The organism is Cohnella caldifontis (genome assembly GCF_029360585.1).
In the GTDB taxonomy this organism is placed as follows: Bacteria; Bacillota; Bacilli; order Paenibacillales; family Paenibacillaceae; genus Cohnella; species Cohnella caldifontis.
Window position 1 is genome coordinate 20,974 of record NZ_JAQZSJ010000019.1, and the last position, 17,446, is coordinate 38,419.

18 protein-coding genes are annotated in these 17,446 nt (G+C 60.7%); 13 read left to right on the forward strand and 5 right to left on the reverse strand.

All coding sequences use genetic code 11. The features are described from left to right. Positions 1-3: 3 nt before the first annotated feature. The 4 genes from PTZ19_RS20645 to PTZ19_RS20660 all read left to right on the forward strand — a co-directional run bounded on the left by PTZ19_RS20645 (position 4) and on the right by PTZ19_RS20660 (position 5,848). Complete coding sequence (locus PTZ19_RS20645) at positions 4-1,497, forward strand: UxaA family hydrolase (RefSeq protein ID WP_276357365.1); 1,494 nt, start codon at positions 4-6, stop codon at positions 1,495-1,497. Further along, positions 1,497-2,462 carry an aldo/keto reductase gene (locus PTZ19_RS20650; protein ID WP_276357367.1) on the forward strand — a complete coding sequence of 322 codons (966 nt, stop codon included), beginning with the start codon at positions 1,497-1,499 and terminating at the stop codon, positions 2,460-2,462. Before PTZ19_RS20645 ends, PTZ19_RS20650 begins: the two co-directional genes overlap by 1 nt. Further along, entirely contained in the window at positions 2,459-3,475 is a 1,017-nt protein-coding gene (locus PTZ19_RS20655) for a zinc-binding alcohol dehydrogenase family protein (RefSeq protein WP_276357369.1), read from the forward strand. Before PTZ19_RS20650 ends, PTZ19_RS20655 begins: the two co-directional genes overlap by 4 nt. Before the next feature lie 75 nt (positions 3,476-3,550). Next, entirely contained in the window at positions 3,551-5,848 is a 2,298-nt protein-coding gene (locus PTZ19_RS20660) for a glycoside hydrolase family 95 protein (protein ID WP_276357567.1), read from the forward strand. A 403-nt stretch (positions 5,849-6,251) separates the two neighbouring features. On the opposite strand, the gene mntA is transcribed toward PTZ19_RS20660, so the two are convergent. Further along, positions 6,252-6,554: a type VII toxin-antitoxin system MntA family adenylyltransferase antitoxin gene (gene mntA, locus PTZ19_RS20665; RefSeq protein ID WP_276357372.1), complete on the reverse strand. Its 303-nt coding sequence runs from the start codon at positions 6,552-6,554 to the stop codon at positions 6,252-6,254. Positions 6,555-6,661: 107 nt separating this feature from the next. On the opposite strand from mntA, the gene PTZ19_RS20670 reads away from it, so the two are divergent. Both PTZ19_RS20670 and PTZ19_RS20675 read left to right on the forward strand, forming a co-directional pair. Beyond that, the gene (locus PTZ19_RS20670) at positions 6,662-7,678 is read left to right on the forward strand and encodes an ATP-binding cassette domain-containing protein (protein ID WP_276357375.1); all 1,017 of its coding nucleotides are present in this window, start codon (positions 6,662-6,664) and stop codon (positions 7,676-7,678) included. Then, entirely contained in the window at positions 7,675-8,490 is an 816-nt protein-coding gene (locus PTZ19_RS20675) for an ABC transporter permease (RefSeq protein ID WP_276357378.1), read from the forward strand. The genes PTZ19_RS20670 and PTZ19_RS20675 overlap by 4 nt, the downstream gene beginning before the upstream one ends. Before the next feature lie 148 nt (positions 8,491-8,638). Here the strand turns inward: PTZ19_RS20675 and PTZ19_RS20680 are convergent, their stop codons facing one another. Together PTZ19_RS20680 and PTZ19_RS20685 are read right to left on the reverse strand one after the other, a co-directional pair. Next, positions 8,639-9,112, reverse strand: coding sequence for a CBO0543 family protein (locus PTZ19_RS20680; RefSeq protein ID WP_276357380.1), 474 nt, complete (start codon positions 9,110-9,112; stop codon positions 8,639-8,641). Between the two features lie 92 nt (positions 9,113-9,204). Further along, entirely contained in the window at positions 9,205-9,651 is a 447-nt protein-coding gene (locus PTZ19_RS20685; protein ID WP_276357384.1) for a MarR family winged helix-turn-helix transcriptional regulator, read from the reverse strand. Between the two features lie 125 nt (positions 9,652-9,776). On the opposite strand from PTZ19_RS20685, the gene PTZ19_RS20690 reads away from it, so the two are divergent. From PTZ19_RS20690 to PTZ19_RS20715, 6 genes are all read left to right on the forward strand, one after another. Next, on the forward strand, positions 9,777-10,640 hold the full coding sequence (locus PTZ19_RS20690) for a DMT family transporter (protein ID WP_276357388.1): 864 nt from the start codon (positions 9,777-9,779) through the stop codon (positions 10,638-10,640). A 37-nt stretch (positions 10,641-10,677) separates the two neighbouring features. Beyond that, positions 10,678-11,379: an FMN-dependent NADH-azoreductase gene (locus PTZ19_RS20695; protein ID WP_276357392.1), complete on the forward strand. Its 702-nt coding sequence runs from the start codon at positions 10,678-10,680 to the stop codon at positions 11,377-11,379. Between the two features lie 257 nt (positions 11,380-11,636). Further along, a complete protein-coding gene (locus PTZ19_RS20700; RefSeq protein ID WP_276357571.1) occupies positions 11,637-12,650 on the forward strand; it encodes a sulfonate ABC transporter substrate-binding protein in 1,014 nt (337 codons plus the stop codon). Between the two features lie 40 nt (positions 12,651-12,690). Beyond that, positions 12,691-13,833, forward strand: a complete 1,143-nt coding sequence (gene ssuD, locus PTZ19_RS20705) for an FMNH2-dependent alkanesulfonate monooxygenase (protein ID WP_276357396.1) — start codon at positions 12,691-12,693, stop codon at positions 13,831-13,833. Between the two features lie 12 nt (positions 13,834-13,845). Then, positions 13,846-14,664 carry an aliphatic sulfonate ABC transporter permease SsuC gene (gene ssuC, locus PTZ19_RS20710; RefSeq protein ID WP_276357400.1) on the forward strand — a complete coding sequence of 273 codons (819 nt, stop codon included), beginning with the start codon at positions 13,846-13,848 and terminating at the stop codon, positions 14,662-14,664. Beyond that, entirely contained in the window at positions 14,616-15,515 is a 900-nt protein-coding gene (locus PTZ19_RS20715; RefSeq protein ID WP_276357403.1) for an ATP-binding cassette domain-containing protein, read from the forward strand. The genes ssuC and PTZ19_RS20715 overlap by 49 nt, the downstream gene beginning before the upstream one ends. A gap of 46 nt (positions 15,516-15,561) precedes the next feature. Here the strand turns inward: PTZ19_RS20715 and PTZ19_RS20720 are convergent, their stop codons facing one another. Then, positions 15,562-16,182, reverse strand: a complete 621-nt coding sequence (locus PTZ19_RS20720; protein ID WP_276357405.1) for an NAD(P)-dependent oxidoreductase — start codon at positions 16,180-16,182, stop codon at positions 15,562-15,564. Here PTZ19_RS20720 and PTZ19_RS25470 point away from each other — a divergent pair. Beyond that, entirely contained in the window at positions 16,169-16,663 is a 495-nt protein-coding gene (locus PTZ19_RS25470) for a GNAT family N-acetyltransferase (protein WP_422615025.1), read from the forward strand. The two genes, PTZ19_RS20720 and PTZ19_RS25470, sit on opposite strands and share 14 nt — an antisense overlap. Here PTZ19_RS25470 and PTZ19_RS20725 read toward each other — a convergent pair. After that, on the reverse strand, positions 16,599-17,432 hold the full coding sequence (locus PTZ19_RS20725) for a DUF92 domain-containing protein (RefSeq protein WP_276357408.1): 834 nt from the start codon (positions 17,430-17,432) through the stop codon (positions 16,599-16,601). The two genes, PTZ19_RS25470 and PTZ19_RS20725, sit on opposite strands and share 65 nt — an antisense overlap. Between the last annotated feature and the right edge of the window lie 14 nt (positions 17,433-17,446).

The following is a 17,446-nucleotide window of genomic DNA, read 5'->3' on the forward strand; positions in this document are numbered from 1 at the left end:
CAGATGAGCGATTGGATCAGATTGTCGCCGCAGGACCAGGTCGTGGTCGCCTTGCGGCCGTTCGCGCCGGGGGAAACGTTGACGCTGGAGGACGGCACGGCGCTGACCGTGGCCGATGAGGTGCCGAAAGGCCATAAAGTATTGACGGCGGCGGTGAAACGCGGCGAGGACGTGAGGAAGTTCGGTTATTCCATCGGCAAGGCCAAGGAAGATCTGAAGCCGGGAACCTGGGTGCATACGCATAACTTGGGAACCGGGCTCAGCGGGATCCTGGAGTACCGCTATGAACCTTCCGCCCATCCGCCGGCCGCGGAGCCGAAGGGCGGCCAAACTTTCATGGGATACGTCCGGGAGAACGGGGACGTCGGCATCCGCAACGAGATCTGGATCTTGAACACGGTCGGGTGCATCAACAAGACGTGCGAGATTTTGGCCAAACGGGGGGATTCCGCCTTCCAATGCCGGGTCGACGGGGTGTACCATTTCGCCCATCCGTTCGGGTGCTCCCAGTTGGGAGACGACCTGACCTACACCCAGAAGCTGCTGGCCTCCCTGGTTAATCACCCGAACGCGGCCGGCGTGCTGGTCGTAGGGCTCGGCTGCGAGAACAACCAGATCGATTCGTTCAAGCAGGCGATCGGGGATTACGATCCGAGTCGGATCAAATTCATGAAGTCGCAGGAAGAGGAAGACGAGCTGGGCCGCGGGCTCGAGCTCCTCGAGGAGCTCGCGGAATACGCGGAGACATTCAAGCGTCAACCCGTTCCCGTCTCCAAACTGAAAATCGGGCTGAAATGCGGAGGCTCGGACGGTTTCTCGGGCATTACGGCCAATCCGCTCGTCGGCACGATCGCCGACCGCGTGACCGCCGGAGGGGGCACGGCGATCCTGACGGAAGTGCCCGAAATGTTCGGCGCCGAGACCATTCTGATGAACCGCGCCGCCGACGAGCGGGTGTTCGGCGGCATCGTGTCGCTTATTAACGGCTTCAAGCAATATTTCATCCGCCACAACCAGGAAATCTACGAGAATCCTTCTCCGGGCAACAAAGCGGGCGGCATCAGCACGCTGGAGGAGAAGTCGCTCGGCTGCACGCAGAAAGGCGGCCATGCGATCGTCACGGACGTCGTCGCTTACGGCGAGCGGGTGAGCCGTCCCGGACTGAACCTGCTGGAGGCGCCGGGCAACGATCTCGTGTCGGTGACCGCGCTGACCGCGGCCGGCGCGCAAATCGTGCTGTTCACGACCGGCCGCGGCACGCCGTTCGGCGGACCCGTTCCGACGGTGAAAATTTCCACGAATTCCGAGCTGGCGCAGCGGAAGAAGGGTTGGATCGATTTCAACGCCGGCCGGCTGCTGGAAGGCGCCGCCATGCCGGAGTTGACCGACGAGTTGTGGACATACCTGCTTCGGCTGGCTTCGGGTGAAGTACGGACGCATAATGAAACGAACGGTTTCCGCGAAATCGCCATTTTCAAAGACGGGGTGATCCTCTAATGAAAACCCGCAAGCTGGGACGTACGGGACTGGAGGTTTCCGCACTTAGCTTCGGCGCTTCTTCGCTCGGCTCGGTGTTCCGGGAAACGGACGACGGGGAAGGCATCCGCGCGGTGCATGCGGCGATCGACGCCGGCATCAACTACATCGACGTGTCCCCGTATTACGGGCTGACGAAAGCCGAAACCGTGTTGGGCCAGGCGCTCAAGGGTATCCCGCGCGACCGCTATTTGCTGTCCACCAAGGCGGGACGCTACGGAACCGACGAGTTCGATTTTTCCGCGAAACGGATTTTGAGCAGCGTCGAGGAAAGCTTGCAGAGACTGCACGTGGAATACGTCGATCTCCTATTCCTGCACGACATCGAATTCGTGCCGGGGGACATCGTGCTGGAGGAAGCGATTCCCGCTTTGGACCGTTTGAAGGAGCAGGGGAAAATCCGGTTCGGCGGCATCAGCGGGCTGCCGCTGCGGTTGTTCGAGACGATGCTGTCCCGGGCGGACGCGGACGCCATCCTCTCGTACTGCCACTATTCGCTGAACGATACTTCGCTGCTCGGTTTGCTGCCGATGTTGGAAGAACGCGGCATCGGCCTGGTCAACGCGTCGCCGTTGTCGATGGGGCTGCTCGGCACGCGGGGCGCGCCGGATTGGCATCCCGCCGCACCGGAAGTGAAGGAGATTTGCCGGAAAGCCGCGGAATTCTGCGCGTCCCAAGGCGCCGACATCGCCAAGCTGGCCGTGCAGTTCTCCACCTCGAACGAGCGGATTCCGACCACGCTCGTCAGCACGGCGAACCCGGACCATATCGTTCGTAACGCGCAATGGACGGAAGAGCCGCTAGACGAAGATTTGCTTGCGAATGTACTGGGTATCCTGGCGCCTATCCATAACATGAGTTGGCCCAGCGGCCGTCCGGAATATCATGACGCTTCCGCCGGAGTCCGGAAGGAGCGTGCGGAATGAGAGGGATCGTCTGCGAGGAAATCGGGTCGTTCCGTCTCCGCGATGACTTGCCGGAGCCGGAAGCGGGTCTTGGCGAGGCGATCGTGCGCATTCGCCGGGTCGGGATTTGCGGCACGGACTTGCACGCGTATCAAGGAAACCAGCCTTTCTTCGAGTATCCGCGAATTCTCGGGCACGAGCTCGCCGGCGTGATCGAGCGGATCGGCGAGAACGGCGAAGGCTTGCGCGCGGGAGATCCCGTCAGCGTCATTCCTTATCTCCATTGCGGGAGCTGCGTCGCCTGCCGGAACGGGAAGACGAACTGCTGCACCCGGATGAAGGTGCTCGGGGTACACGCAGACGGCGGCATGCGGGAGCGGATCGCCGTCCCGGCGACCCATCTCGTCAAGACGGAAGGTTTGACTTGGGATCAAGCCGCGATGCTGGAGCCGCTGGCGATCGGAGCCCACGCGGTTCGCCGCGCCGGGCTGTTGCCGGGAGAGGATGTCTTGGTCATCGGGGCGGGCCCGATCGGGCTGGGCGTCATGGCCTTCGCCAAAGCGGCAGGCGCCCGGGTGATCGCCATGGATATAAATGACGAGCGGCTGGCGTTTTGCCGTTCTTGGGCCGGGGCGGACGAAACCGTCCATGCCTTGCGGGAAGGTCAGGATCGGTTGGCCGAACTGACCGGGGGAGAGCTGCCGACGGCCGCGTTCGACGCCACGGGCAACGTCCGTTCGATGGAGGGTGCGTTCGAACGGGTCGCGCACGGAGGCAGGCTGGTATTCGTCGGCCTGGTGAAGGCGGACCTGACGTTCCGCGATCCGGAGTTCCACAAGCGCGAATTGACGCTGATGGGCAGCCGGAACGCGACCCGCGAGGATTTCCGGCACGTGATCGAAACCGTGCGCTCGGGCTTGATCGACATCGGCCGTTACGTCACGCACCGATCGGATCTGGCGCATATGATCGCGGATTTCGAGAGCTGGCTGGAGCCGGAGACCGGCGTGATCAAAGCGATCTTGGAGCTGTAAGCCAAGAGCTAAGGATCGTTGAACGGAAAGGCGAATCTTAGGCAACGTTGTCTACAGGGGGCGATAAGTTTGGGTATTCGGAAAACGGAGCTGTGGTTCGACAAACCGGCGGGCGAATGGGAAGAAGCGCTGCCGATCGGCAACGGCAAGCTGGGCGCCATGGTATTCGGGCATCCGTCGCAGGATAGGATCGCGTTGAACGAAGACAGCCTCTGGTATGGCGGCCCCCGGGACCGCAATAACCCGGACGCGTTGTCTCATTTGGAAGAAATCCGGCAAGCGATCGCCCAAGGGCGGCTGGACGAAGCGCACGAGCTGACCGCCCTGGCATTGTCCGGCGTACCGGAGTCGCAGCGGCACTATTTGCCGCTCGCCGATCTGAACCTCACCTTCGCCGACCAAAGCGAGGCAACCGATTATCGCAGAGAACTGGACCTCACGGACGGCGTGGCGCGAGTCCGCTATCGGCGCGGCGATGTCCGCTTTGAACGGGAGGCGTTCGCCAGCGAGCCGGATGCCGTCGTGGCATTCCGGTATGCAGCGGATCGGCCCGGCAGCATCTCGTTTAAACTCCGGCTGACACGAGGCCCTAATGACCGTTATTTCGACGAACTGGTCCGTTCGGGATCGGATACGCTGATCATGCGGGGGAACGCAGGAGGCGGGGGCGGCGTGGACTTCCGGCTCGGCGTGCGGGCCATCCCGCAAGGCGGCCGGATTCGGATCCTCGGGGAGTTCCTGTCGGTCGAGCAGGCGGACAGCGTGCTGCTGCTCGCGGCGGCAGCCACGACGTTCCGTCATGCCGATCCGGAACGCGCCGTTCTGGAAGTTTTGGACGCCGCGAGTTCATCAGATTATGAAAACCTGAGAGACCGCCACGTCCGGGACTTCGCTTCTCTTTCGGGCCGGGTCGCTTTCCGTTTGGATTGCGAGGAATCGTTGGAGGCCCTGCCGGTCGACGCTCGGCTGGAACGGGTGAAGCAAGGGCACGACGATCCGGGGCTGGCGGCGCTGCTGTTCCATTTCGGCCGGTATTTGCTCCAATCCAGCAGCCGACCGGGTTCGCTCCCCGCCAATTTGCAAGGGATATGGAACGAGTCGATGCTGCCGCCTTGGGACAGCAAATTCACGATCAATATCAACACGCAGATGAACTATTGGCCTGCCGAAACGTGCAATCTGGCCGAGTGCCACGAGCCGCTGTTCGACCTGATCGAGCGGATGCGGGAACCCGGACGGCGGACGGCGCGGGCGATGTACGGCTGCCGCGGCTTCGTCGCCCATCACAATACGGATCTCTGGGGCGATACCGCCCCGCAGGATATTTGGCTGCCCGCGACGTACTGGCCGATGGGCGCCGCCTGGCTGTGCCTGCACCTGTGGGAGCATTACGCTTTCAGCCGGGACACCGCGTTCTTGAAGCGGGCATATCCAGTCATGAAGGAAGCGGCGGAGTTTTTCCTGGATTTCCTCGTGGAGACGCCGGACGGCCGGCTCGTCACGAACCCTTCCGTTTCGCCGGAGAATACGTACGTATTGCCGAACGGACAATCCGGAACCCTCTGCATGGGGCCGTCGATGGATAGCCAGATCCTGTTCGAACTGTTCTCGGCTTGCATCGGCGCGTCCGAGCTGCTGCAGGAGGACGCCGATTTCCGGGGAGCGCTGGCGGAAGCGAGGAGCCGGCTGCCCGAGCCTTCGATCGGGCGTCACGGGCAGCTGATGGAATGGATGGAGGACTACGAGGAGGCGGAGCCCGGGCATCGCCATATTTCCCATCTGTTCGCGCTGCACCCGGGCAGCCGGATCACGGTGAGCGGCACGCCCGAATGGGCGGCCGCCGCGCAGGTTACCTTGGAGCGGCGGCTGGCGAACGGCGGCGGGCATACCGGCTGGAGCCGGGCTTGGATCATCAATTTCTGGGCCCGGCTGGAAAACGGGGACACCGCGTACGAGAATATCCGGGCGCTGCTTGCCCACTCCACGCTGCCCAATCTGTTCGACAACCACCCGCCTTTCCAGATCGACGGCAACTTCGGCGCGACAGCCGGCATCGCGGAGATGCTGCTGCAGAGCCATGCGGGCGCCATCCGGCTGCTGCCGGCGCTTCCGAAAGCTTGGCCGGCCGGCGAGGCGACCGGGCTCCGGGCCAGAGGGGGATACGAGGTCGACCTCCGGTGGTCGGAGGGTAAGCTGACGGAGGCGGTCATCCGCGCTCAGGATGGTACGGATGCACGCTGTCGCGTGGAAGCCGGCGTTCCGGTCCGCGTGTCCGAAGGCGGCGCCGCCGTGAAGACGGCGGCATATGGCGCGAGCGGCGCGGAATGGCAAGCGGCGGCTGGAAAACAATATGTCGTACGTCCTGCCGAGTGAATGGACGCCGAAAAGATCTGGAGCCGGCGGATTGCAGGTTTCGAGAACCGGCTGAAGCCGGAGACCGACATGAACATGGCAACCGGGGAGCTTTATAGCCATATGGCGAGAGACGGAGAACGATGATTCTGCAACCGTTGTGGCACTGGAGCGGCTGGCGCTGAACCTAACGGACACCGGAGCCGTTATTTTACGAGAAACGGTCAATCTCGAATCGTAACGGACACCGCAGCCCTTATTGGCAACGAATCGCGTCCAAGTTCGGTAATTTGCCCCAAATAAGCGCAACGGTGTCCGTTAGAAAACGAATATTCGCGGATTGACCCCAGTAGCGTCCGCTGTGTCCCTTAGCCGCCTCATGCCCCTCTTGAGCGACGGAAGCGAATCGGACAACGGAAGAAAATCAGGAACGGCCCCGTTTAAGGCCCGTTCCTTTTTTGTTTTTATAGGCAAGCAGGACCGTACTGCCTTGCCGAAAGTCGATCAAATCGACATCCCGTCCCGTAATCGACGCCAGATCGCCTGCGGCCATAAAAAGATCGCAGGGGGCGTAGGAGCGGTCGCCGAGAAAGGCGAGATCGACGTCGCTGTCCGCGCGCAGACGCTCCTGCGCAGCCGAACCGAACAGGATGATGGCGCAAGCTTGCATTTCCTCTCTCAAGTATCGAACCAATGCATCTTTTACTTCCGCGCTTAGACCGCTCACCGCAGTCCTCCTTCATGACGGAATTGGATCATGCCGTCCAATTCATATTCCATTCACAATCGCTTGTTAGGATTCCCTTGTGAAATGAAACGAGGGAGGAAACCATGGTGAAAGAAAACAAAACCCTGGGCCGAGGAGAGTGGGCCGTCGAAGCGCGCGGGCTCGTCAAAACGTTCGGCGACAACCGGGCGGTGGACGGCGTGGATTTGCAGGTCCGCGCCGGGACGATTTACGCGGTGCTGGGCCCGAACGGCGCCGGCAAAACGACGACCATCCGGATGTTGGCTACGCTGCTGCGGCCGGACGCGGGTTCGGCGAGCATTTTCGGATACGACGTGAAGAAGGAGCCGCAAATCGTCCGCCAATTGATCGGGGTCACCGGGCAGTACGCTTCGGTGGACGAATCGCTCAGCGCAACGGAGAACCTGATCATCTTCTCCCGGCTGCTCGGGCTGGGACGCGGCGAGGCGCGGCGGAAAGCCTCCGAGCTGCTCGAGGAATTCGGCCTCACGGAAGCGGCCAAACGGCCGCTCAAAAACTTCTCCGGCGGCATGCGCCGGCGGCTGGACTTGGCGGCGAGCCTGATCGCGCAGCCTCCGCTGATCTTCCTGGACGAACCGACGACCGGGCTCGACCCGCGCACGCGGGCGCAGATGTGGGAGACGATCCGCCGGCTGGTGAAGACGGGCTCCACCGTCTTGCTGACTACGCAGTACCTTGATGAAGCGGACCAACTGGCCGACCGGATCGCCGTGATCGACCGCGGGCACGTCGTGGCCGAAGGCACGGCGGATGAACTGAAAGCGTCCGTCGGCACTTCGTCGCTTCACCTGAGGGTGCAGCGGGCACACGAAGTCGACGGCGCCAAAAGGCTGGTGGAGCACACGCTCGGCGTGAAGGCCGCCCTGTCCGCGGAAGCGGGGAAAATCACCGCTCCGATGTCGGACGCCGACAAAGTCACCGATTTGCTGATCGCCCTGCGTACGGCAGGCATCCATCTGGCCGAGATCAGCGTGTTGAAACCGACGCTTGACGAAGTGTTCCTGACGATCACCGGCCATGGCGTGAAAGAGAACGAGAATTCGGCGTCTCACGAAGCCGAACCCGAGGAGGTATTGGCATGAATCATGCAGGAATCCCATCCGCCGCGACGATGAGGCTTAAAAACCGGCCGAGCTTCTACCAGACGATCCGCAACTCGCTCACGATGGCTTATCGCGGGCTGCTGAAAATCCGGCATACGCCCGAGCAATTGTTCGACGTTACGCTGCAGCCGATCCTGTTCACCTTAATGTTTACCTATATCTTCGGAGGCGCGATCTCCGGCGACGTGCACAGCTATTTGCCGGTCATCATTCCCGGCATTCTCGTGCAAACGGTCATCGGAACATCGATCGTGACCGGCGTCCAGCTTCGCGAAGACATGGACAAAGGCGTATTCGACCGCTTCAAGTCGCTGCCGATCGCGCGCATCGCTCCGCTGGCGGGGGCGTTGCTCGCCGATACGGTCCGCTATGCCATCGCGACCGTGCTGACGTTCATCATGGGATACCTCATGGGCTTCCGGGCGGAAGGCGGCCTCGGGAGCGTGGCGATCGCAGGTCTTCTCGTCATCGTCTGCTCCTGGGGGGTCAGCTGGATTTTCGCTTTCTTCGGCGTGCTGGCGCGTTCGGCTTCGAGCGTGCAAGGCATCTCGATGATCATCTTGTTTCCGCTGACGTTTCTCTCCAACGCCTTCGTGCCGGTCGACACGATGCCGGACTGGCTTCAGTGGTTCGTGAACATTAATCCGATTTCCCATCTCGTCTCGGCCGTTCGCGAACTGACGGGAGCCGGCACGTTCGGCCAAGACGTGGCCATCTCCTTGGCCGGGGCCGCGATCATCGTGGCGGTGTTCGCTCCGCTCACCGTAAGGGCGTATATGCGCAAGGCATAACCGATGCGCCTGCCGAACAATGCGGCGGCGAGGATCCGTTCCTCGTCCGCCGTTTTTTTTTCGACACGGCAAAATGTTAAAGCTGCTTAGTTGCTTAAGGCGAGGGCTAAGAGCTGAAATGCAGTTATTTTGTTCTAAGCGCGGGAGCTCAGCGCGCGTCGTCAGGCCTCGTCAAGGTTCTGTATATCTTATAAAACGCGATATTGATATACAGCAGCAATGGATATTCGATAACGGACCACCAAAGCTTCCACCCGTTGTAGTAAAAATAATCCGTCAGCAGCGACAAATATTCGAAGCCAACCAGAAACGCCGTCGCCATACCGACATAAAGGACGGAACGTATCCTATGATTCCAAGGATAATAGTTGAAAAAGATCAGGATCGCGGAGGGGAACAAGCCTAACATGGGGATAAGGGAGGGCCAGTCTACTCCTTTTTGAAAAAAGCCGTACAAATCATACTTCACGTTGACGAACATATCGACAAAGTTCTGGAACGTGAGCCCGAACAAAGCAACGACGAACATGTCGGTGCGCCTCAAACGCTTCGGCATCAAAAACGCGACGCCATTGAAAATCGCAACGGAAATCAGCAGGAACGCCATCGCCGAATTCACCACCTTGCATCATTTTTTCCTCTATCAGGAAAAGTATTCGGCTATCGGCGATGGGATTCAAGGCCGGAAACTATCGAAAAGCCTCTGGCGCTGGCTTATAATCGGCTGGATTGATAGATTCGGGACAAGCCGTCTCCGATGATTCGGCACTCCTCTTCCGTCAATACTTGGATGAAGTACTCCCGGATGCCCTGTTCGTACGTCGGCCAAGCTTTCAGGAACGCCCGCTTCCCTTCGCGGGTCAGCACCGTGTACGAACCCCGCCGGTCTTCTTCCGTTCTTTCCCGCCGAACGAGCCCTTCCTTCTCCAGCCTTTCCACGAGCCGGGTCAATCCGCTGGGCGTCAGCACCACTTTGTCCGCGAGCTCGGTCATCCGAAGCTTCTTCCCCGGCGATTGATACAGAGCGACGAGCACGTCATACCAGATGAGCGGAACCTGATGCCGCTCCGCCAAATCTTTCTCGATCCGCCGTATGACCCCGGCATGCGCGTTGACGAACGCCCTCCAAACCGCCAGTTGATCTTCCCGGAGCTTGCTCAATCGCGATTCCCCCGTTCGATGTGGATGACCCCATTATAGGAAAAAGTACTTGACTGCGCAAATAAAAATTGGTATTTATTGTGTTAGCAATATTTGAATCCGCAAATAAAATGGAGGGAGATGCTATGGGAGGCGTGCTGTGGGGGCTGGTCTCCGGCTTGCTGTTCGGAACCGCGGACTTCATGGCGGCCCGATCGAGCAAACGGGTCGGCGCGTACACGACGTTATGGGTGATGCAGTTGACCGGGTTCGTTCTGCTAACCGTCATGATGATTGCCTTTCAGGAATGGCGATGGATCGACTCCGGATCCCACGTCCTTTCCGCCAGCGTGTGGATGCTGTTAGACTTGGCCGGCATACTGTTTCTCTATCGAGGCTTGCAGGTCGGGCTGACGGTCGTGGTCGCTCCGGTCGCGTCCAGCTTTTCGGCCGTTACGGCGGCGATCGCCCTGATGTTCGGCGAACGCGTAAGTCCATTGGTGTTGTGCGGCATTCTCCTGACGCTGGCCGGCGTGATCGGCGTGACGTTGGCGGGGTCCGCCTCCGCAGGCGAACGGAACCCGCGCGTTTCTCCAACGCGGGGAGCCTTATGGGCGGCAGGCGCCGCTTTGCTGCTCGGAGTCGCCTTTTACGGCATGCGGGATCCCGCCCTGGCGATCGGAGGAATGGCGACCGTATGGATCGGGCGTCTCCAAGCGTCCGTGTTGCTGCCGCTGGCCGCGTTCCTCGCGAAACGGCGATTCAACCGTCCCCGGGGGAACGTATGGGGCCTTCTCTGCGCCGTCGGCGTTCTCGACGCTCTGGCGATCGTCTGCTACAACGTCGGATTGCGGGAGGCTCAGACATCGATCGTCATCACCGCCGCGTCCCTTTTTGCGGTGTTTACGCTGTTATGGGGAGTCCTGATCGCGAAGGAACGTCCCGCCCTTCACCAATGGGGAGGCATCGCGCTGACGTTCATCGGCATCGCGATCGTATCGCAAGGTTGATTCCATCCGTCAAAATCCCGTATATGAGGTGGTACGAATGAGAAGCTTTCTGTACATCTCCGCGAATCCCAAGAAGGAGGAAGCATCGAATAGCCTGCGTGTCGGCCGCGCTCTGATGGAGGCGGTGCGGAAATTGAACCCGCAGGCGCAGATTGCCGAAATCGACGTTTATCGCGAGCCGATCCCGCTGATCGACGGGCATTTTCTGCAGGCGAGGAGCCGGTTGGCCGCAGGAGCCGATGTCTCGGAATTGCCGGCGGAGGAGCAGGAGATCGTCCGGAACGTGTTTCGGTTCACCGATCAATTCATCGCCGCCGACACGTACGTTTTCGCCTATCCGTTATGGAACTTCGGGATTCCTCCCCTGCTGAAAGCCTACGTGGACACGATCAAAGTCGCCCGCAAAACGTTCCGCTACACGCCGGAAGGACCGATCCCGTTGTTGTCCGGCAAAAAGGCGGTTTTGATCCAATCCAGCGGGGACGTGTACAGCGAGGGGCCGCTGAAGGAGTTCGAGCACGGCAGCCGGTATTTGTCCGCCGTATTGTCCTTCATCGGCGTGGACTGGATCCGGACGATCCGCATGGAAGGCATGGATCAAGATAAATCCCGGGCCGACGCCAGACGGAACGAAGCGCTGGCGGAAGCCGAACGGATCGCCGGGCTGCTGGTTGCGGACGGATCTCCGTATGAAGATTCCGTCGCTGAATCCCGACATTTTTCTGAGTTAGGCCATTGACGCGGAATAAGTTCGGATGGTAATATAAGGCCATTAATCATAGTTATTTGATCGGAATTAAGGAATTTAAGGCGCGACCGGTTCACCGGAGGCTTCCCGATCCTCGCTGACGCAATCGTCATGCGGGCGTTGGGAAGCTTTTGTCTTTATTTCCGGCTCCGATCGACTGAGAAAAGGAGTGTTCGCACGTGACGATTCGTTCTTTTACGCGGGGGAAAACCGCAAGCCAATCTCATTCCCATCCCCGAAGTTTCTGGCTGGCGGCCGTCTTGATCGCGCTGGCGCTGGTCGCATCGGCATGCGGCGCCTCCGCGGACGGGAAAGCCGCGGGGGATCCTCCGTCTTCCGGCGGATCCGGAGGCGCCGCGTCCAGCCCGGCTTCCTCCGCTCAGACGCAGACGCGGGACATTACCGTCCGGATCGGCTACCAGAAATACGGAACGATCAATATTCTGAAAGCCGACGGCGCCCTGGACAAAAAGCTGGCCGAACAGGGCATCAAGATCGAATGGACCGAATTTCCCGGCGGCCCGCAATTGCTCGAGGCGCTGAACGTCGGCAGCATCGACATCGGCCATACCGGAGAAGCGCCGCCGGTATTCGCGCAAGCGGCCGGCGCCCCGCTCGTGTACCTGGCCCATGAGCCGGCAAGCCCGAAATCGGAAGGCATTCTGGTGCCGAAAGACTCTCCGATCCAGTCCGTGGCGGACTTGAAAGGCAAGAAGGTCGCTCTTAACAAAGGCTCTAACGTGCATTATTTGCTCGTGAAACTGTTGGAAAAAGCCGGCGTGGACTACAAGGATATCGATACCGTCTTCCTTCCCCCGGCTGACGGGCGCGCCGCGTTCGAGAGCGGCAACGTGGATGCCTGGGTCATCTGGGATCCGTTCCTCGCCGCGGCGCAGACGGCGACCGGAGGCCGCTTGCTGGCGGACGGCACCGACCTCGTATCCAACCATGAGTATTATTTGGCGTCGCGATCCTTCGCCGAGAAATACCCGGACGTGATCGACACGCTGCTGAAGGAAGCGGACACGATCGATGCATGGGCGAAAGCGAACCAGAAGGAACTGGCCGAACTGCTGTCGCCGCAGCTCGGCATCGACGTCCCGTCGCTGGAGCTTGCGGCAGGCCGACGCCAGTACGGCGTGCTGCCGATCGATCAGCCGGTCATCGACGCGCAGCAAAAAATCGCGGATGCGTTCCATGACCTGAAGCTGATTCCGACGGCGATCAACATCAATGAAGCCGTGATTGCGGCGAAGAAGTAATGCCCGTTCATACCGATCGGATATCCAAGGAGGGTGCGACATGAAAGTATTCTGGTTCATTCCGACCCATGGGGACGGCCGCTATCTCGGAACTTCGGACGGAGCCCGGGCGGTCGACGGAGATTACATGCGGCAAATCGCCGCGGCGGCCGACCGGCTCGGCTTCGAAGGCGTGCTGATCCCGACGGGCAGCTCTTGCGAGGACCCCTGGGTGGCGGCGGCATCGCTGATCCATGAGACCAAGCGGCTGAAATTCCTCGTCGCCGTCCGACCCGGCTTGATGTCGCCGACGGTTGCCGCCCGCATGTCGGCGACGTTCGACCGGATTTCCGGCGGACGGCTGCTCATCAATGTCGTCGCCGGAGGAGACCCGGTCGAGCTCGCGGGGGACGGTCTCTTCCTGGGCCATGACGCCCGCTATGACCTGACGGACGAATTCCTGGACGTATGGCGCCGCGAGCTTGCGGGCGAGACGGTCCGTCACGAAGGGAAACACCTGCGAATCGAGGGCGGCCGCGTGCTGTACCCCGCCATCCAGAAACCGCATCCTCCCCTATGGTTCGGCGGCTCTTCCCCGGCTGCCCAGAAAGTGGCAGCCGATCACGTGGACGTGTACTTGACTTGGGGCGAACCGCCCCGCGACGTCGCGGAGAAAATCGCCCAAGTGCGCAAGCTCGCCGCCGAACGCGGCCGCCAGGTCCGATTCGGCATCCGGCTTCACGTGATCGTACGGGAGACGGAAGAAGCCGCCTGGCGGGCGGCCGACGAGCTGATCCGGCATCTGGACGACCGCACGGTGGCGGAAGCGCAGAAAATTTTCGCCCGTTTCGATTCCGTCGGCCAGCAGCGGATGAGCCGCCTGCACCTCGGCAACCGCTCGGCGCTGGAGATCAGCCCCAACCTATGGGCCGGCATCGGCTTGGTCCGGGGCGGCGCCGGCACGGCGCTCGTCGGCGATCCGGCAACGGTCGCCGAACGGATGCGGGAGTATGAGGCGCTCGGGATCGAGACGTTCATCTTCTCCGGTTACCCGCATCTCGAGGAAGCATACCGCGTCGCCGATCTGCTGTTCCCCCGTCTGGACCTGGAACGCTCCGCTCCGGCCGGCCCCAGCTCCATCAGCCCTTTCGGGGAACTGATCGCGAACGAGGTGCTGCCGACCCCTAGAGCTTCGGCGCATTAAGGAGGCGGTTCGATGCGTTTGTTATCCGGACGGAAAATACGGGGAAGGCTTTCCGGGGAAGTTTGGCTGCCTTGGATCGTACCCCTCTTGGCCTTGGCGGTATGGCAGCTGGCGGGCAGCGCGGGGTGGATTTCGAGCCGCGTCCTGCCGACGCCGGTGCAAGTGCTGGAAGCCGGCATCCGGCTGATCGGGAGCGGAGAGCTCGCTCGCGCGCTTGGCGTCAGCACCGGCCGCGCTTTGATCGGATTCGCCATCGGCGGCGGCATCGGTTTCGCGCTCGGCTTATTGAACGGCGTGGCGTCGCTTGCGGAGAAGCTGACCGATTCGTCGATCCAGATGATCCGCAACGTCCCGCATCTCGCCTTGATTCCGCTGGTGATCGTCTGGTTCGGCATCGGCGAGGAAGGGAAAATCTTTCTGGTGGCGCTGGGCGTTTCGTTCCCGATGTACCTGAATACCCTGCACGGCATCCGGTCCATCGACCCGGGGCTGGTCGAAATGGGGAAGGTGTACGGACTCGGCCGAGGCGAACTGTACCGCAAAGTCATTCTCCCGGGAGCTTTGCCCTCCATCCTCGTCGGGTTCCGTTTCGCGCTCGGCATCATGTGGCTCACGCTGATCGTTTCCGAGACGATTTCCGCCGATGAAGGGATCGGCTATCTGGCGATGAACGCGCGGGAGTTTTTCCAAATGGACGTCGTCGTGCTCAGCATCATCCTATACGCGCTGCTGGGCAAATTGTCCGACATGATCGCCAAATGGCTGGAGAGGAGGTGGCTGCAATGGCATCCGCATTTCCGGACCCCATCGGGCGCGCGCCAAGCGGCATAAGCGGCCTTCGCCGAGGATTTCCGGCAGCCGCGGACGGAACCGGGGAGGCGTCTTCCCCCGAATCCGGCGGGCGCGGACCGGAAGCCATTCGGCTGGAAGGCGTCGTCAAACGTTTCGATGATCGGACCGTGCTCCGGGATATTCGGTTGAACGTCGGCGAAGGAGAGTTCGTCGCCATCGTCGGACGCAGCGGATGCGGCAAGAGCACGCTGCTTCGCCTGGTCGCCGGACTCGAGACCGTCAGCGGCGGCAAGCTGCTGCGGGGAGGCCGGGAGGCGGACGGCATCGACCCGGCGATCCGCGTCATGTTCCAGGATGCCCGGCTGCTGCCGTGGAAGTCGGTGCTGGACAACGTCAAAATCGGGATCCGCGGCTTATCCTCCAAAGACGCCGAACATAAGGCCCGCGAAGCCTTGCGGCTCGTCGGTTTGGAGGATCGCGCGGGCGAATGGCCCCAGGCGTTGTCCGGCGGACAGCGGCAGAGGGTCGCCCTGGCCCGGGCTTTAGCCGGCCAGCCGCGGATTCTGCTGTTCGATGAACCGCTTGGCGCGCTCGACGCGCTGACGCGCATCGAAATGCAGCAGCTGATCGAACGATTGTGGGAACGGCAGCGTTTCACCGCGCTGCTGGTCACGCATGAGGTCAGCGAAGCCGTCGCCTTGGCCGACCGCGTCATCCTGATCGAGGAGGGGCGTATCGGGCTGGACGTTCCCATTACGCTCGCCCGGCCGAGAGAGCGGGACAGCGGATTCGCCCATTTCGAGAAACGCATCCTCGATCGCGTCCTGACGCCCGGGGATCGCCTGACTTCTCCGCTCGATAGGTTGAAAGACGCGATTCCCTACATCTAAAACAATTCATTCCATTGCATCATTTAAATCACAGGCCGTCTCTATATTAGTAAGCGATACCTACTCGTGACTCTATATAATCGCTAGCATTTATCTGACTAAACGTAAATTCCGCTGTATCCGACACGGATATTTCGACTCCACCCTCAGGTAAATAATCACGCTCCACGCGATATTTGCCTAATCGTTCTCCGTCAGGCAAATACGTAGGACAGACAATCGTCCATTTTAGCATCGATTGTTTAAGCATATCGTAAACTTTATGATGCTCCGTCGCTGCACGGACTGATTTGCGCTTGGATTCGCTTGATTGATAACGCAGTGAATTCGGGGTCGTTCTGCTTTGCAGAATGCCTGCAGTTCCTATCGTTATAATTCGTTGTATACGTTCGTGTTCCATTGCTTCGATAATAAAGGGCATACTCTCTGATAGAGTGGTTGTCCCTTCCGTATTCAGCGCACTAATCACGACATCAATCCCATGCATGGCGAGTACGATATCCTCTTTATTTAAAACATTTCCTTGAAGAATTGATAAATTTTCATTGTTGATTTGAATCTTTTCCGGAGTGCGAACCAATGCCGTAACATGATGTCTGTCCTGCAAGGCATAAGCAACGATTTGACTTCCAACTCGTCCAGTAGCGCCTAAAATGAAAATATTCACGAGAACGAACCTTCTTTCATCCTTCTTCCACGATGGTTTTGATTGTAGTATACACAAATTCCCGAATCGAAAAGATGACTTCCGTGAAGACGGAAGCCATCTTCTTATTTTTTATATCCGAATTTCGGAGATCGACGGGGAACCGGAATACGATCTGGGATACATCATTCATGCGGACTGCTGGGAACAAGGTTGCGGAGCGGAAGCAGCCGAGGCGGTATTGAAATCCGGATTGGATACGCTGAAATTGCCGCGGATTTGCGCCAATATGCCGGTTCACCAAGCGGCTTCAAGGAAGGTGGCCATTCGCCTCGGCATGGAACTGGAGAAGGAATTCGCGAACGCCCGGAATCGCCATTCGCAATCGCTCCGATTCCGACCGTACGATAGGGGAATCTCGGGCGAAAGGATCAGGCTCAACCGAAGGCCAGCGCCAGCAGGGCGGCGGATAAGCCGCCCGCCAGCGAACTGGCGACGTTGACGGCGTCGTTGTTCCAGCCGGCGCGGCCGCGGATTCGCATTGCCGGCTTGCCGCAGTGGCGGGCTTGTTCGATTTCGCGGCCGCATTCGGCGCAGCGGTACATCTGTTGCCACGTCGCGCCGATCCACGAATCGGCCAACGACCCGATGATGCCGGCCAGCCCGGCGATTCCGATCCAGGCGGCCGGTCGAAACGGCGCCGCTGCCGCATCCGGCGCGGATGGGCCGGGCACCGCCAGCCACAACGCCCAGGCGACGGCGCCGATGAACAGGCCCCCGGCCAGCGAAGCGCCGAAGCCGAGGCCAGTGACGCCTCCGGACGTTCCGGGCGGGACGCGCCGGCCCGTCTTGATCGATCTCGGCGGCGTCCGGCTTAAGCCGCCGATTTCCGTGGCCCAAGTATCGGCGTTGACCGATGCCATGACGCCGAGAAAGGCGTACCACCAGAGCGGATGCGGCCACGCCCAATGGGCCGCGCAGAGCAGCAAACCCAGCCCTCCGTTCGCGAATACCTGGCCGGCGTCGCGCCTTCCGGATTTCTCATAACCGCTTTCGGCTCGTTCTTTCGCGCGTTTTTTCCACTTGGACCATAACGTGGACGAAATGAAGAAGGTAATGAGGGAGCCGAACCAGACCGCGCTTCCGAGCGCGTACATCGCCGTGCCCAGGACGACCGCCGCAAAAAAGCCGGAGCCGGAGAGCGACCGTTTGGCGTAGGCGATCCCCGCGATCCCCGTACTGCCGGCCAAACCGATCAGCCACTGCACCATTCATTCCCACCTCT

Coding starts and splice junctions, on each gene's coding strand:
- PTZ19_RS20645 (WP_276357365.1), top strand. CDS start 4: ATGAGCGATTGGATCAGATTGTCGCCGCAGGACCAGGTCGTGGTCGCC.
- PTZ19_RS20650 (WP_276357367.1), top strand. CDS start 1,497: ATGAAAACCCGCAAGCTGGGACGTACGGGACTGGAGGTTTCCGCACTT.
- PTZ19_RS20655 (WP_276357369.1), top strand. CDS start 2,459: ATGAGAGGGATCGTCTGCGAGGAAATCGGGTCGTTCCGTCTCCGCGAT.
- PTZ19_RS20675 (WP_276357378.1), top strand. CDS start 7,675: ATGAATCATGCAGGAATCCCATCCGCCGCGACGATGAGGCTTAAAAAC.
- PTZ19_RS20690 (WP_276357388.1), top strand. CDS start 9,777: ATGGGAGGCGTGCTGTGGGGGCTGGTCTCCGGCTTGCTGTTCGGAACC.
- PTZ19_RS20695 (WP_276357392.1), top strand. CDS start 10,678: ATGAGAAGCTTTCTGTACATCTCCGCGAATCCCAAGAAGGAGGAAGCA.
- ssuD (WP_276357396.1), top strand. CDS start 12,691: ATGAAAGTATTCTGGTTCATTCCGACCCATGGGGACGGCCGCTATCTC.
- ssuC (WP_276357400.1), top strand. CDS start 13,846: ATGCGTTTGTTATCCGGACGGAAAATACGGGGAAGGCTTTCCGGGGAA.
- PTZ19_RS20715 (WP_276357403.1), top strand. CDS start 14,616: ATGGCATCCGCATTTCCGGACCCCATCGGGCGCGCGCCAAGCGGCATA.
- PTZ19_RS25470 (WP_422615025.1), top strand. CDS start 16,169: ATGAAAATATTCACGAGAACGAACCTTCTTTCATCCTTCTTCCACGAT.
- PTZ19_RS20725 (WP_276357408.1), bottom strand. CDS start 17,432: ATGGTGCAGTGGCTGATCGGTTTGGCCGGCAGTACGGGGATCGCGGGG.